The organism is Bradyrhizobium sp. 18BD, assembly GCF_054185225.1.
The window spans coordinates 16,156-29,700 of record NZ_JAVAYL010000034.1 but is presented as its reverse complement, the minus strand read 5'-3'; the positions used below and the strand labels follow the sequence as shown (position 1 = coordinate 29,700).

The following is a 13,545-nucleotide window of genomic DNA, read 5'->3' as shown; positions in this document are numbered from 1 at the left end:
CAATGACGGAGGATAGAGCCGTTACCCCGGTATCCTCACCGGCAGCGACTCATATCCCTTGATGAAGCTCGAATAGATCCGCTTGGGCTCGCCCACCACCTCGATGCGGTCGAAGCGCTTCAGCATCTCCTCCCAGACGATCCGCAGCTGCAGCTCGGCGAGGCGCATGCCGACGCAGCGATGGATGCCGAAGCCGAAGGAGAGATGGGTGCGCGGGCGCGGGCGGTCGATGATGAAATCATCAGGCTTCTCGAACATCTCCTCGTCGCGGTTGCCGGAGACGTACCACATCACGACGCGGTCGCCCTTCTTGATATGCTTGCCGCCGATCTCGGTGTCGGCAAGCGCCGTGCGCCGCATATGCGCCAGCGGCGTCTGCCACCGGATCACTTCCGGCACCATGGAATCGATCAGCTCCGGATTGGCGCGCAGTCTGTCGTACTGGTCCGGGTTCTCGTTCAGCGCCAGCACCGAGCCGGTCATGGTGTTGCGCGTGGTGTCGTTGCCGCCGACGATGAGCAGGATGATGTTGCCCATGAGATTGTCGGGGTCCATGAAGCGCGTGGCGTCGTTATGCGCCATCAGCGACAGCAAATCGTTGCGCGGCGCCGAGTTGACGCGCTCGTTCCACAGCTTCGACATATAGGCGTAGCACTCGTCCATCTCGCGGCGGCGCTCTTCGGCGGAGGCGACGATGCCGCTCTTGGGCAGCGCGGTCGCGACATCCGACCAGCGCGTCAGCTTGCGGCGTTCCTCCCAGGGAAAATCGAACAGGGTCGCCAGCATCTGCGTCGTCAGCTCGATCGAGACGCGCTCGACGAAATTGAAGGTCTCGTTGCGCGGCAGATTGTCGAGCACGGTCTGCGAGCGCTGCCGGATCAGCTTGGCCAGCTCGTCCAGATGCGTCGGCGTGAACATCGGCGACACCGTCTTGCGCTGCGACGAATGCCTGGGCTGGTCCATCGCGATGAAGCTCGGCCAGTCGTACCCCTCGGGCACGTCGCGGATGCCGATGCCGCCGAGCGTGGAGTCCGAGGAGAAGAGGCCGTGATTGGTGTCGACATGCATGATGTCGTTGTATTTCACCACCGACCAGTACGGATCGATCGGCGCGTTGGTGCAGTAATGCACCGGCTCTTCCTTGCGCAGCCGCTCGAACCACGGCCACAGCGTGTCGTCCTGGAACAGCCTCGGCGCGCCCGGGTGGAATTGCGCCAGCGGCGTCGCATAGGCCTCCTCGCGGGCCCTGCGCATGCGTTCCGCCTTGTCCACTTTCGGCGGCGCTTGGATGTTCATGGCGGTGACTCCAGTGTGGCGTTGCTTCACGCCGCAATCTTGACCGGCAAGGTTTCAAGACCCTTGACGAAACTCGAATAGACCCGCTTGGGTTCGCCGACCACGTCGATATGGTCGAAGCGCCTGAGGATCTCTTCCCAGATAATCTTGAGCTGGAGTTCGGCAAGCCGCAACCCGACGCAGCGGTGGATGCCGAAGCCGAAGGAGAGGTGCGTGCGCGGGCGGGCGCGATCGATGATGAAATCGTAAGGTTTCTCGATCGCTTCCTCGTCGCGGTTGCCCGAGACGTACCACATCACGACCTTGTCACCCTTCTTGATCTGCTTGCCACGGAACTCGAAATCGGCAAGCGCGGTGCGCCGCATATGCGCCAGCGGCGTCTGCCAGCGGATCACTTCCGGCACGAAACTGTCGAGCAGCGCGGGGTTTTCGCGCAGCTTGCGATATTGCTCCGGATGCTGGCTCAGCGCGAGCAGCGATCCCGACATCGTGTTGCGGGTGGTGTCGTTGCCGCCGACGATCAAAAGGATGAGATTGCCGAGAAAGTTCTTGGCATCCATGTCGCGCGTGGCGGCGCCATGCGCCATCATCGAGAGCAGATCGCTCTTCGGCGGCTGTTCGATGCGCTCCTTCCACAGGCGCGCGAAATACTGCGCGCATTCCGTCAGCTCGACCTGGCGCTCGTCCTCGGTCGCGACCAGGCCCCCGGTGCCGGGAATGGTGGTGGCGATGTCGGACCAGCGCGTCAGCTTGCGGCGATCCTCCCAGGGAAAGTCGAACAGCACCGCCAGCATCTGCGTGGTCAGCTCGATCGAGACCTGGTCGACCCAGTCGAACTCCTCGCCGCGCGGCAGATTGTCCAGGCACTCGGCCGAGCGCTTGCGGATGTTGAGGGCGAGATTGTCCAGATGCGTCGGCGTGAACATCGGCGCCACGGTCTTGCGCTGCGCCGCGTGGCGCGGCGGATCCATCGAGATGAAGCTCTCGCGGCGCAGGTCCGGGTCGATGTCGCGGATGGTGATGCCGCCGAGCGAGGAGGCCGAGGAGAACACCGAATGGTTGGTCTCGATCTCCATGATGTCGTTGTAGCGCGTCACCGACCAGTACGGTCCGAACATCGAGTCCTTGCAATAGTGCACGGGATCTTCGCGGCGCAGGCGATCGAAATAGGGCCAGAACGTATCGGTCCTGAACAACTCGGGGTCGCCGGGATCGAACTGCTCCAGCGGTAGTGATGATGCGCGCTCGCGCAATGCGTCGAGCTTGGCCGCGTTCTCGATGGTCCCGTGCATGACCGCTCTCCCTGACGAACGCGCGCGATTGTTTTGATATTCTGCGCTGCGGTATTGGACTACAATTACAACGCGTTACGTGCTTCGGAGCAAGCGACAGTTTTGCCACAAGACAGGTTGCGGTTCGTAGCCCGGATGGAGCGAAGCGTAATCCGGGGCAGTGGCAGTGGCGGCCCGACTCCCGGATTGCGCTGCGCTCCATCCGGGCTACGGGAAAGCGTGACCTCCAGCACGCCCTTGCGCCTGGAATCCTGCGAGAAATCGATCGAAATCGAGGTGAATCGAACCCGCCCATCTTGGGGATCGACTAACCTCTGATCTATAGTTTGATCGGATCAGGTCAGCATCCCGAGGTTGCCGCCGTGAACGACATGCAATGGGCCCCCATCGGCTCCGAACCCTTACCCCCGCCGCTGCCGCCGACGCGGGTCGAATTCACCGGCAATCGCACCGTGTTCCGCAAGATGGTCACCAAGGGTGCCATGCTGGAGCTGGTCACGTTCGGCTTCTACCGGTTCTGGCTGGTCACCGACATCAGGCGTCATCTCTGGTCGAACACCGCCATCGACGGCGATGCCGCCGAATATACCGGCCGCGGCAAGGAACTGCTGATCGGCTTCCTGTTCGCGCTCGCCATCCTGGTGCCGATCTATCTGGCCTACTTCCTCGTCGGCATCGAGTTCGAACGCTGGCAGGGCTTTGCCTCGACGCCGCTGTTCATCAGCTTCTACGCCTTCGGCCAGTTCGCGATCTTTCGCGCGCGGCGCTATCGCCTGACGCGCACGGTCTGGCGCGGCGTCCGGTTCTGGATGGACGGCTCGGGCTGGGCCTATTCGTTCCGCGCGATGGCGTGGGGCCTGCTCGTGTTCCTGACCCTCGGCCTGGCGCTGCCGTGGCGCGCGGCCTCACTCGAACGTTACAAGATGCAGCACACTTATTACGGTGATTTGCGCGGCGATTTCGCAGGCGACGGCTGGGAGTTCTTCAAGCGCGGCTGGTGGCTGTGGCTGCTCAGCCCGGTCGCGCTGGTCATCTTCCCGCTCGCCCCGTTCTTCTATGCCGAGTTCAAGGCGCGCGAATGGCGCTGGTGGCTCAACGGCATCCGCATCGGCGGCGTCAGCATGTCCTCGGAGTTGCCGCACAACGCGTTCTACGGCCTTTACTGGAAAGTGATCGGCTGGTGGATCCTGCTCAGCGTCCTGTTCGGGCTTTACATCGCCGGTGCGGCCGGCCTGCTCGCGGCGGCCGGCGTGCCGGCCACGGGCCCCGACGCGATCGTGCGGAGCATCCCGCTTCTGGTGATGATGGTGATCGGCTATCTTGCCCTGGCGCTTGCACTGAACGTCGTCATGCGCATGTATCTCCAGCACGATATCTGGGTGAAGGCGCTCGAAACGCTCGAGGTGCACGATATCGGCGCGGCGGCGGACGTGCAGGGACGTGGTGATCTCGCCAGCGCGCTTGGCGAAGGCTTTGCCGATGGACTCGATGTCGCAGGGTTCTAGGTCGTGACTGACACATCTGTCGAGGCGGCGGCAGAGGCCGCAAAGCCGACGATCTTCTTCGACGGCGTGTCGAGCCGCCGGCGGCAAGTGACGCTGACACTCGCTGATGCGCTCGAAATCGCCGAGGAGGGCGGGGCGCCCGTGAGTTGGGCGTATGACGATATCCGCCGCGCCGACAGCCCGGCCGGTGTGCTCCGTCTCGCCTCGACCTCCGCGCCGCCGCTGGCGCGGCTCGAGATCCGTGACGTCGCGCTGGCCGCGGAAGTGACCGCACGCTGCACCCGTCTCGACGAACACCAGACCACGCGTCGCGGTATCGCAAAGATCGTCGGCTGGTCGGTGGCGGCCGCCGTCTCGATCGTCGGCGTCGTGCTGTTCGGCGTGCCGCTTGCGGCCGACCGCCTCGCGCCGCTGGTGCCGAAGCCGATCGAGCAGCGCATCGGCGATGCGTCGGAAGTCCAGGTCAAGACCATCTTCGGCCGCCGCGTGTGCGATGACCCCGCCGGGAAAGCTGCGTTCACGAAACTGGTCAACCGCCTGCGCGATGCCGCCGGCCTCGACGACGATGCCATGACCGCGGGCGTGCTGCCGACCGCGGTGCCGAATGCGTTCGCGCTGCCCGGTGGCAAGGTGTACGTGCTGAAGGGCCTGATCGAGAAGGCCGAAACCCCCGACGAGCTCGCCGGCGTCCTCGCCCACGAGCTCGGCCATCTCAAGCATCACGACAACATGCGGAGCCTGATCTACAACGGCGGCACCTCGTTCCTGATCGGCCTCTTGTTCGGCGACGTCACCGGCTCATCCGCCGTGATCTTCGCCTCGCGCAGCGTGGTCGAGGCCTCCTATTCACGTGAGGCCGAGACGGCCGCCGATACGTTTGCCATCGACATCATGCACAAGCTTGGCCGCTCGCCAAAACCCGCGGCCGAGCTGATGTTCCGCATCACCGGCAAGGAAGGCGGCAGCGGCTTCACCATCCTCGCCAGCCATCCGCTGACCGAGGATCGTCTCGCGCGCATGACGAAGGAGGATCGCCCCCCAAGCGGCCCGCCGCTGCTGACGGATACGGAATGGCAGGCGCTGAAGGGGGTTTGCGGCAGCGGGAAGATCTGACCTTCCTGCTTATCGCGTTCCGTAGGCGCGGTCGCCGGCGTCACCGAGGCCCGGCAGGATAAAGCCGTTCTCGTCGAGGCCTTCGTCGACCGCGGCCGTCCAGATCGGGACATCAGGATGCAATCCGCGCAGCCGCTCGAGTCCTTCCGGCGCAGCAATCAGGCACGCCAGCCGAATGTCCCTGGCGCCGCGCTCCTTCAGGCGGTCGATCGCGGCGACGGCCGTGTTGGCTGTCGCGACCACAGGCGTCACCACGATCGCGAGTCGCTCGCTGAGATCGGACGGCGATTTGAAGAAATACTCGACCGCGGCAAAGCTCTGGGGCTCGCGGTAGAGCCCGATATGGGCGACGCGTGCGGTCGGCACCAGATCCATCATGCCGTCGACGAAGGTGGTGCCGGCGCGCAGCATCGGCACGAACACCAGCTTCTTGCCGGCGATCTTGGCCGAGTGCATCGTCGCCAGCGGCGTCTCGATCACGGTGTCGGCGAGCGGCAGATCGCGCGTCACCTCGTAGCAGAGCAGCATGCCGATCTCCTTGATCAGCTCGCGGAACGACTTGGTCGAGATGGATTTGTCGCGCACCAGCGTCAGCTTGTGCTGCACCAGCGGATGATCGACGATCGTGACGCCTTCCATGATCGGATGCTCTTGCTTCTTCCCTTCTCCCCCTGTGGGAGAAGGTGGCGCGAAGCGCCGGATGAGGGGTAAGTTTCAGCAAACTCCAATGAGAGATGCGTCCGCGGAGACATACCCCTCACCCGGCTTCGCTTTCGCGAAGCCACCCTCTCCCACAAGGGGAGAGGGTTTAAAACACAGTGCCGTCGCTGATCACTTTGAGCGGCGGTGAGCCATCGGGACGGCGCGCAAACGCAATGGCGCGGCCGGCGGCCCAGGTGCCGCCTTCCAGGATGCTGGCGAGCGGCAAGCTCTCGGGCGTGCGGCCGAGCTTGGCGCGAACGCGTTCGGCGACGCGATCCAGCAGCGCAACGGTGAGCGCGCGCCACTCGACGACGAGCAGCGAATCCACCGCATGCGCGCGTTCGGCATCAGCAGTGTCGCGCAGGCGCAGCACCTCGTGATCGACGAACAGGCCGCCATTGCGATATTCGGCAAGCCCGGTCAGGCCGTCGATGTCGGCGACCTCGAATCCTGCGCGCTGCAGCGGCTCGATCAGCGAATAGCTCAGCCATTGCGACAGCTTGTGCAGTGGCACGAGGCCTGCGGTCGCATCGTTGGCCTTGAGCGCGGGATGGCGCCAGCAATCGCCGAGCGGGACGCCTGCGAGCTCGAGCCGCGACGGCCAGATCGGTCCGAGCTGGTTCAGCACCGCGGACAGGATGGCGGGCGCGGGAATCGCGCCGCCTACAGCTTGCGCTGCGATATGATCGAACAAGCCGCCCGGCCGAGGCGTATCGAGCAGGCCGAAAATCTCGGGGCGCGCTGCGACCTGCTTGCCCAGGCGCCGCAGCAGATCGGTGCGTCCCTCGAGGCCGAGCAGCGGATTGGCGTCGCTGACTTGAAACGCGGAGGTGAGGGCGGCGAGCGGCAGGTTTGCAAGCACACTCCCATCCGCTCTGAACGGCGCGCGCGTATCGGCTGAGAAGAGGCCGCCGGCGAACATGTCGAGGCTCGCGATCGCAAGCCCCTCGGATCGGCCGATGCCCTGTCCCGACACTGCATCATGGTAGCGCCAGGCAGCACCCGCGCCGGCATCGAGCAGCACGCTGACGATGGCAAGGTCGAACTCCGCGCGCGCCCGCGCCGCGCGATCAGACCACGATGCAGCATCCGCCAGCCGCGCCCAGCGATCGACACCGCCGAAGACAAAATGCCGCCACCGCGCGTGGAAGGGAACGTCCAGCGTCGGATAGGCCTTTCGCGTCACCGCGAGCACGGCATCGGCAACGCCATCCATGCGATCGAGATCGATGGTGAAATGGCTGAGCCCGCCGGCAAGGCCGATCTGAAGCATTTCGCCGGCACGCGCGCGAACCGCTCCTGCACTGAGCAGGGAGCGGGCCTGTTGTTCCAAAGCGTCCGCCATCGCGTAATCAGTATTTTTCCAGCGAGCGCCCGACCACGCCATCGACGTCCTTCTCCGGCGCGATGTCGGTCGAGTAGTAGCCGGCGGCCTTCTTCGCGGCGATCTCGACATAGGCGTCGGCCGGGATCAGCTCCGGTGGGATCGGCACGCGTTCCACGATGTCGATGCCCTGCGAGGTCAGCGCGTCGTATTTCATGTCGCTCATCGACAGGAAGCGGTCGATGCGCTTCAGGCCCAGCCAGTGGATCGTATCCGGCATGAGCTGCTGGAAGCGCGCATCCTGGACACCGGCGACGCATTCGGTGCGCTCGAAATAGGCGGCGGCGGCGTCACCGTCCTCCTGGCGCTTGCGCGCGTTGTAGACCAGGAATTTGGTGACCTCGCCGAGCGCGCGGCCTTCCTTGCGGTTATATACGACGAGCCCGAGCCCGCCCTCCTGCGCACCGCGCGCGGATTCCTCGATGCCGTGGATGAGATAGGGCCGGCAGGTGCAGATGTCGGAGCCGAACACGTCGGAGCCGTTGCACTCGTCATGCACGCGGCAGGTGATCTTGGTGCGATGGTCCGGCAGTTTTGTCACATCGCCGAACATGTAGACGGTGGTGCCGCCGATCGGCGGCAAAAACACCTTCAGGTCCGGGCGCGTGACGAGCTCGGGGAACATGCCGGCGGTCTGCTCGAACAGCGTGCGGCGCAGCTCGGTTTCGCTGGTCCCGAACCGCTCGGCAAGGCCGGGCAGATACCAGACCGGATCGATCGCGATCTTCACCACGGAGACGCTGCCATTGGCATGCACGACCTCGCCGTCCGCGCGCAGCCGCTTGGCGGCCAGCGCTTCGCGGATCTCCGGCAGGTCGAGCCGCGCGCGCGTCACCGCGATGCTCGGGCGGATATCGACGCCCTCGGCGATGTCCTTGCCGAAATTCTCCGCGACCAGGTGCCCCCAGGGATCGAGGGCGACGATCTTTGCGGGATCGCGCCACTGCTCGAACGGGCCGATGGTCGCGGCCGGGAAGGTGTTGGTGAGATCGGGACGCCTGATGGGATCGAGCGCGCCGGCGGAGACGGCGAGGGCGCGGTACATCGCATAGGAGCCGCCATGGCTGCCGATCACGTTGCGATCCCCGGCGCGGGATACCGTGCCGATGATCGGTCCGCGGGCGCGGGCATCCGCGGCGCCCCAATGGATCGGGAAGGCGGCCTTCCGGCCCGGCTCCGGATGGGAGGTGAGGCGGATGTGGTCGGTACGGTTCGCGCGGCTCATGTCCAGGCTCCCAAAAAGCCAACGGCCCGCCGCTCGGACGGGCCTGGCTCACCTGCACAGCCAATGCCGAACGCCGGCGACGCAAGCTCAATCCAACATATTGTAGCGGCGAGGCACGACAGACAAGTTAATCGTGCGGCGGGGCCAGTGGCCGCCTTCTCCGCTCGTCCGGATGGGCGAACGGCGCCAAAACGTGCCTTATATCTATGTAATCATTTGAATTTTTGAAGGGGGGCTTCCAGCTGCCCCGAAACAGGCGACTGGATAAAAGCTGCAGATTCGGACATATCGGGCGGATCGCCCCGGAGAACGCCAATGCCTGCCGCCAGCTACATCGACCCCCGCAATGGAAAGCTCTATCCGCTCGACCAGCCGCGCTGGTGCTCGGACGAGCGCACGCCGCTGCTGGTGACGCCGGGGGCCGGGATCTCGCGTGAGGACATCGACAGCCGTACGCGATCGCTCTGGCGCTACCGGGCGGCGCTGCCGGTCGAGATCAAGGATCCGATTTCGCTCGGTGTGGGCTGCACGCCGCTGGTGCAGCAGGGTTGGGGCGACCTGCGCCCGTTCTTCAAGCTCGAATGGTTCAACCCGACCGGCAGCTTCAAGGACCGCGGTTCGGCGGTGATGCTGTCGTTCCTCCGACAGATCGGCGTCAACGCCATTCTGGAGGACTCGTCCGGCAATGGCGGCTCGTCCATGGCAGGGCTTGGCGCTTCCGGCGGCATGCGCGTGAAGATCCTGGCGCCGGCCTCGACCTCGCCGGCCAAGATCGCGCAGGTCCGCGCTTACGGCGCCGAAGTGCAGCTCGTCGAGGGGCCGCGCGAGGAGTCGGAGGCCGAGGCCATCCGCCAGTCGAGCCAGACGTTCTATGCCAGCCACAATTGGCAGCCGTTCTTCCTCGAAGGCACCAAATCGTTCGCCTATGAGATCTGGGAAGATCTCGGTTTTCGCGCGCCCGACAACGTCATCGTTCCCGTCGGCGCCGGCAGCAGCCTGCTCGGCTGCGCCTTCGGCTTCCGCGTGCTGTTGAAGGCCGGGCAGATCGCAAAGCTGCCGCGCCTGTTCGCCGCGCAGCCGCTGAACTGTTCGCCGATCGATGCCAGCTTCAAGGCCGGCGTCGACACGCCTGTCGCGCGCGAGGTGAGCAAGACCATTGCCGAGGGCACCGCGATCAAGGCCCCGCTGCGCCTGCGCGAGATCATCGCCGCCTTGCGCGAGAGCGGCGGCGGCACCGTCGCGCTCACCGAGGACGAGATCGTCGCCGCCCTGCGGCGTCTCGCACGGCAAGGCCTGTTCGCCGAGCCGACCAGCGCCAGCGCGGCCGCGGCGTTGGAGAAACTTTCTGCCAGCGGCGCCATCAAGGCGAACGAGACCACGGTTGCGGTCCTCACCGGCACCGGGCTGAAGGCCGCGAGCACCGTCGCCGATCTCGTGGGGTAGGATGGGGCGATGGGAGCGGTGGAAGCAACGCGCGAAAATATATCACCGTCATCCTGAGGTGCCGGAGCGAAGCGGAGGCCTCGAGGGACGACGGCCCGGCTGCATCTCGGCCGCCCATCCTTCGAGGCTTCCTGCACGGTGCTTCGCACCGCGCAGCTCGCACCTCAGGATGACGGATCACCTAATCCTTCAGATCATTCACCCGCTTCACCCACGCCCGGACATCCGCGAGCACGGCGGGCAGCACGGCCTTGACCTCCGGCACGGTCATGCCGGGCTTGATGCGGGGGTCGTAGAGCAGGTTGAGGATGTACTGGTCGTAGACGTCGAAATAGCCCATCGAGACGTTGTCGTTGAACATCGTCCACGGCACGCTCGTGGTGTCGTTGATGGGCCCGAGCGATTGCAGCAGCTCCTCATAGGCGCAGTCCAGGAAGGTGAAGTCGCCATTGTCGACGGTGAGGATGACGTCGGAATGCTCGATCTCGAAATTGTCGTTCTTGCGGAAGCCGGACAGGCATTGCGGATCGAGCGAGGTGCGGATCTCGCGCGCCTTGTCCACGCCGTAGAAGCTCGCGATGGTGCGGAACAGGTCGCGGTCGCGCACCAGCTTGACCCGCACATTCGCGGCCTCGCTGGTCGTGGTCATGGCGATGTCGAGATGCTGCACGCGTGCGGCGATGTCGGCGACGACCTTTGCCAGTTGCGTCTTGCGGTCGGCGCGGTCGCTCTCGGCGAACACGCGCACCGGCCCGTCGAATTTGCGGATGCGATCGACGCGGCCGGCGAGATGGTATTCGGCGCCGAAGGCGGTCTTGAAGAAGCCCTCGACAATCTCGCCGTCGGTAAAGCTCTTCTTCTCGGCGCGCTGACGCGAGGCGATCGCGGGCAACTCGCCCGCCACCGCGATGGTAGCGGTGTCAGGCACACATGTGAGCGCGGCGAACCCCAGCAGGGCGAAGCGGACAACAGCCGAGGGCGGATTGAATGCGCTCATCGTTACGCAACGCTGCCGTATTCGCGCCGCGTACACAAGTCCGCATATTCACGCGCCCTGCGGGTTCCTGCCACTTTCAGGTGCCGTAGCGTGGGCAAAGGCGCGAAGCGGCGTGCCCACGATTTTTCCATGATCGCTGACGGATGGTGGGCACGCCTGCGGCTTTGCCCACCCTACGGAAGCTTGCGTGGACTTAGTTGTTGAGCACCACCACGGTGGTGCCGACCCCGACGCGGCCATAGAGGTCGCTGACGTCTTCATTGGTCATGCGGAAGCAGCCGGACGAAACCGCCTGGCCGATCGTCTCCGGCTCGTTGGAGCCGTGGATGCGATACAGCGTCGAGCCCAGATACATCGCGCGCGCGCCGAGCGGATTCTCGATGCCGCCCTTCATGTGGCGCGGCAGGTCGGGCCGGCGGGCCAGCATCTGCGAGGGCGGCGTCCAATCCGGCCATTCCTTCTTGGCGGTGATCTTGTGCACCCCGCCCCAGCGGAAGCCGTCGCGGCCGACGCCGATGCCGTAGCGCAGCGCCTGGCCGTTCTGGAGCACCAGATACAGCCGGCGCTCGGAGGTGTTCACCACGATCGTGCCGGGGGCGTAATTACCGTTGTACATGACGGTGGTGCGGGGGATCGGGCTGGAGCCGCCGCGGAAGAAGTTCGGACCGCCGCCCATGATGTCGCGGGAGTCGAACTCCTCGGCGAAGGCGCCGCCGGCCGTGGCGGTCAGGAGCGCGATGGCGGCAATCGGTGCGGCAAAAAACCGGATCATTGTTTCCCCCAGCAAAAAATCTCTTCAATGAAGCCACAGGCCATATTTGCGGGCGTTCCGCAAGCCACGGCCCCGTGAGGGACGCCATGCTTAACGATTGCCGTTACCAAATCGGCAACCGCGCCAATTTGCTGGAAAGCGTTATCCAAACCGGTGCATCGCCCTGCGGGGCAGGGCCGCGATGGCCGCTATTGCTTTGACCGAGGCGGCGAACAATGATTGATCGGACGGATCACTGGAAATCGCCGGTTGCGGGAGCAGACAGAATGAACGGTGCGGAAAGCCTGGTGCGGACGATGGTCAAGGGCGGGGTGGACATTTGCTTCTCCAACCCGGGCACCTCCGAGATGCATTTTGTCGCAGCACTCGACCGCGTGCCCGGCATGCGCTGCGTGCTCGGCCTGTTCGAGGGCGTGGTGACGGGCGCTGCCGACGGCTATTACCGCATGAAGGGTACGCCGGCCTCGACCCTGCTGCATCTCGGCCCCGGCCTCGCCAACGGCCTTGCCAATCTGCACAACGCCAAGAAGGCCAATTCCGGCATCGTCAACATCGTCGGCCAGCATGCCGTCTACCACATCGATTACAACGCGCCGCTGACCTCCGACATCGAGGGCCTGGCCCGGCCGATGTCGTCCTGGGTCCGGACCTCGCCGAATTCCAAATCGGTTGCCGCCGACGGCGCCGCGGCGATTGCCGCTGCCAAGAGCGCGCCGGGGCAGATCGCGACCCTGATCCTGCCCGCCGACACCGCCTGGAACGAGGCCGACGGCATTGCCGAGGTCCCGGCCGAGCAGCAGCGCGCCAGCTACTCGCCGCAGGCGGTCGAGCGGGCCGCCAGGATCCTGCACGGCGACGGCGAAGGCACGCTGCTGCTGATGACCGGCAGCGCGCTGAGCGAGCATGGCCTGGCGCTGGCCGAGCGCATCGCCGCCAAGACCGGCTGCACCGTGATGGGTCCGACCTTCCGCCCGAAAATGGCGCGCGGCCGCGGCCGCTACTCGATCGACCGCATCCATTACGTGATCGAGAACGCGCTGCCGATGCTGGCGAAGTTCCGTCACATCGTGCTGGTCGAGTCCGACGATCCCGTGGCGTTCTTCGCCTATCCGAACAAGCCGAGCATGCTCAAGCCCGAGGGCTGCGACGTCCATCGCATGACCTCCTGGGGCGAGAACTCGGTCGCAGCGCTGGAAGCGCTCGCCGGCGCCGTGAAGGCCAGCGCCAAGGACGTCAAACCGCAGGCGCTGCAGGAACTGGTCAAGCCGACCGGCGCGCTCACCTTCGCCTCGATCGCGCAGGCGATCGCCTGTGCGATTCCCGAGAACGCGATCATGGTGGACGAGTCCCTCACCACCGGCCGCGGCTTCTTCCCGCCGACGGCCGCGGCAGCGCCGCACGACTGGCTGCAGAACATGGGCGGCTCGATCGGTTTCTCGACCCCGCTCTCGATCGGCGCGGCGATCGCCTGCCCCGACCGCAAGGTCCTCACCATGGTCGGCGACGGCAGCGCGATGTACACGATCCAGTCGCTGTGGACGCAGGCCCGCGAGAATCTCAACATCGTCACCATCGTGTTCGCCAACCGCATCTACCAGATCCTGCGCGGCGAGTTCGACAATGTCGGCGCCGGCGAGCCCGGCCAGCGTGCCAACGACATGCTCCGCCTCGACCGTCCGACGCTGGATTTCGTCGCGCTGGCCAAGGGCATGGGCGTGCCCGGCCGCGCCGTCACCAATGCCGACGAGTTCAACAAGGCGCTGGCCGAAGCCGTCGCCGAGCCGGGGCCGCGGCTGATCGAAGTCCAGATGTAAGG

The 13,545-nt window shown here is 65.5% G+C and carries 11 protein-coding genes; 4 read left to right on the top strand and 7 right to left on the bottom strand.

Annotation, left to right across the window (positions count from 1 at the left end; translation table 11 throughout):
• Positions 1 to 21: 21 nt before the first annotated feature.
• Both RAD16_RS38795 and RAD16_RS38790 read right to left on the bottom strand, forming a co-directional pair.
• Positions 22 to 1,296, bottom strand: coding sequence for a cytochrome P450 (locus tag RAD16_RS38795; protein WP_458163138.1), 1,275 nt, complete (start codon positions 1,294 to 1,296; stop codon positions 22 to 24).
• A 26-nt stretch (positions 1,297 to 1,322) separates the two neighbouring features.
• Positions 1,323 to 2,588, bottom strand: a complete 1,266-nt coding sequence (locus RAD16_RS38790; RefSeq protein ID WP_458163137.1) for a cytochrome P450 — start codon at positions 2,586 to 2,588, stop codon at positions 1,323 to 1,325.
• Between the two features lie 362 nt (positions 2,589 to 2,950).
• Here RAD16_RS38790 and RAD16_RS38785 point away from each other — a divergent pair, with 362 nt between their 5' ends.
• Positions 2,951 to 4,093, top strand: a complete 1,143-nt coding sequence (locus RAD16_RS38785; protein WP_458163136.1) for a YjgN family protein — start codon at positions 2,951 to 2,953, stop codon at positions 4,091 to 4,093.
• A 3-nt stretch (positions 4,094 to 4,096) separates the two neighbouring features.
• The gene (locus tag RAD16_RS38780; protein WP_458163135.1) at positions 4,097 to 5,206 is read left to right on the top strand and encodes a M48 family metallopeptidase; all 1,110 of its coding nucleotides are present in this window, start codon (positions 4,097 to 4,099) and stop codon (positions 5,204 to 5,206) included.
• Between the two features lie 9 nt (positions 5,207 to 5,215).
• Here the strand turns inward: RAD16_RS38780 and upp are convergent, their stop codons facing one another.
• From upp to RAD16_RS38765, 3 genes are all read right to left on the bottom strand, one after another.
• Positions 5,216 to 5,845 (bottom strand): uracil phosphoribosyltransferase, encoded by a 630-nt coding sequence (upp, locus tag RAD16_RS38775; RefSeq protein WP_458163134.1) that lies wholly within the window; start codon positions 5,843 to 5,845, stop codon positions 5,216 to 5,218.
• Positions 5,846 to 6,014: 169 nt separating this feature from the next.
• A complete protein-coding gene (locus RAD16_RS38770) occupies positions 6,015 to 7,253 on the bottom strand; it encodes a URC4/urg3 family protein (RefSeq protein WP_458163133.1) in 1,239 nt (412 codons plus the stop codon).
• Between the two features lie 7 nt (positions 7,254 to 7,260).
• On the bottom strand, positions 7,261 to 8,517 hold the full coding sequence (locus RAD16_RS38765) for a GTP cyclohydrolase II (RefSeq protein WP_458163132.1): 1,257 nt from the start codon (positions 8,515 to 8,517) through the stop codon (positions 7,261 to 7,263).
• Positions 8,518 to 8,832: 315 nt separating this feature from the next.
• On the opposite strand from RAD16_RS38765, the gene RAD16_RS38760 reads away from it, so the two are divergent.
• Positions 8,833 to 9,960 (top strand): threonine synthase, encoded by a 1,128-nt coding sequence (locus tag RAD16_RS38760; protein WP_458163131.1) that lies wholly within the window; start codon positions 8,833 to 8,835, stop codon positions 9,958 to 9,960.
• Between the two features lie 181 nt (positions 9,961 to 10,141).
• On the opposite strand, the gene RAD16_RS38755 is transcribed toward RAD16_RS38760, so the two are convergent.
• Positions 10,142 to 10,957, bottom strand: coding sequence for a DUF2927 domain-containing protein (locus RAD16_RS38755; RefSeq protein ID WP_458163130.1), 816 nt, complete (start codon positions 10,955 to 10,957; stop codon positions 10,142 to 10,144).
• Between the two features lie 193 nt (positions 10,958 to 11,150).
• Positions 11,151 to 11,729, bottom strand: coding sequence for a L,D-transpeptidase (locus RAD16_RS38750; protein WP_458163129.1), 579 nt, complete (start codon positions 11,727 to 11,729; stop codon positions 11,151 to 11,153).
• A gap of 266 nt (positions 11,730 to 11,995) precedes the next feature.
• Here RAD16_RS38750 and RAD16_RS38745 point away from each other — a divergent pair, with 266 nt between their 5' ends.
• Positions 11,996 to 13,543, top strand: a complete 1,548-nt coding sequence (locus RAD16_RS38745; RefSeq protein WP_458163128.1) for an acetolactate synthase large subunit — start codon at positions 11,996 to 11,998, stop codon at positions 13,541 to 13,543.
• Positions 13,544 to 13,545: the final 2 nt, after the last annotated feature.

What these genes read in the sequence shown, in the direction of transcription:
- RAD16_RS38765 (WP_458163132.1), bottom strand. Translation starts at nt 8,517, where the DNA reads ATGAGCCGCGCGAACCGTACCGACCACATCCGCCTCACCTCCCATCCG.
- upp (WP_458163134.1), bottom strand. Translation starts at nt 5,845, where the DNA reads ATGGAAGGCGTCACGATCGTCGATCATCCGCTGGTGCAGCACAAGCTG.
- RAD16_RS38750 (WP_458163129.1), bottom strand. Translation starts at nt 11,729, where the DNA reads ATGATCCGGTTTTTTGCCGCACCGATTGCCGCCATCGCGCTCCTGACC.
- RAD16_RS38755 (WP_458163130.1), bottom strand. Translation starts at nt 10,957, where the DNA reads ATGAGCGCATTCAATCCGCCCTCGGCTGTTGTCCGCTTCGCCCTGCTG.
- RAD16_RS38770 (WP_458163133.1), bottom strand. Translation starts at nt 7,253, where the DNA reads ATGGCGGACGCTTTGGAACAACAGGCCCGCTCCCTGCTCAGTGCAGGA.
- RAD16_RS38790 (WP_458163137.1), bottom strand. Translation starts at nt 2,588, where the DNA reads ATGCACGGGACCATCGAGAACGCGGCCAAGCTCGACGCATTGCGCGAG.
- RAD16_RS38760 (WP_458163131.1), top strand. Translation starts at nt 8,833, where the DNA reads ATGCCTGCCGCCAGCTACATCGACCCCCGCAATGGAAAGCTCTATCCG.
- RAD16_RS38745 (WP_458163128.1), top strand. Translation starts at nt 11,996, where the DNA reads ATGAACGGTGCGGAAAGCCTGGTGCGGACGATGGTCAAGGGCGGGGTG.
- RAD16_RS38795 (WP_458163138.1), bottom strand. Translation starts at nt 1,296, where the DNA reads ATGAACATCCAAGCGCCGCCGAAAGTGGACAAGGCGGAACGCATGCGC.